This is a genomic window from Pseudoalteromonas sp. NZS37 (assembly GCF_015864265.1).
Lineage (GTDB): Bacteria > Pseudomonadota > Gammaproteobacteria > Enterobacterales > Alteromonadaceae > Pseudoalteromonas > Pseudoalteromonas arctica.
The window spans coordinates 1-931 of record NZ_JADYXL010000055.1 but is presented as its reverse complement, the minus strand read 5'-3'; the positions used below and the strand labels follow the sequence as shown (position 1 = coordinate 931).

At 62.0% G+C, this 931-nt stretch carries 1 protein-coding gene; it reads left to right on the top strand.

Annotated features, from left to right (window positions below):
• Positions 1-36 precede the first annotated feature (36 nt).
• Positions 37-931, top strand: an 895-nt coding sequence (locus I6F47_RS20365) for a tape measure protein (RefSeq protein ID WP_442960288.1), incomplete at its 3' end; no start/stop codon positions are given.

The window sequence follows — 931 nt, the reverse complement described above, 5'->3', positions numbered from 1 at the left end:
GGCCTCAGCGACTCGTTCGTCAAGTTCTCGGCATCCATGAAGTCGGCCAACGTACCGGCGCAGCAGAGCAACGAGCTGTTCGCCTCGCTGACCCGCGCCGCAGGCTCGCTGGGCCTCGGCGCCGAGCGCACGTCCCTGGCCCTGGACGCACTCAGTCAAATAGCGTCCAAGGGCGTCGTTAGCATGGAAGAGCTGCGACAGCAATTAGGGGATTCCCTACCTGGTGCGCTCAGTTTGACGGCCAAGGGGCTCGGAATCACCGACGCCGAACTGGTCAAACTGGTGGAGTCAGGCAACTTGGCAGCGCGCGACTTCTTCCCGTCGTTCACCAAGGGTCTGCAGGAACTGCACGGCGAGACAGAAGGCTTGGTGCCCACGTGGGAGCGCCTGAAGAACGCCTTCACACTGGCCGCCCAAAACGCTGGTGACGCCGGCTGGCTGGAAATCCTGACCATGGGGTTGCNCGCCCAAAACGCTGGTGACGCCGGCTGGCTGGAAATCCTGACCATGGGGTTGCGCGGTCTGGGCCTGGCGGCAGGATCGGTACTGCTCCCGCTCAACGCCCTGTTTGAATTAATGGCGGGCCTGATCCGGTCTGGGGGAGCCTTGGTCGCAGCCATCGCCACATGGACAAACCCCATGGAGGCTTTGAGTGAAATCTGGGGACAGGCTGCGGATCGCCAGTCCAAGTTGACCGAGGCTTTCGACGCGACGATCAAGGGGGTCGCTCAGACAAGCGCCGCCACGACGCAACTGACCAGTAAAGTCCAAGAGACTATCACCTCGACCGACGGCCTGACCAACTCGCAGAAGCTCGCAGCCATCGCGGCGCAGCTAAATGGAGACGCCACACTAGAGGCGGCTGCGAAGTACGTTCAACTCTCTATTGCCACGGCCACGCTGATCAAAGAGCAGGAGAACGAGACGCTGA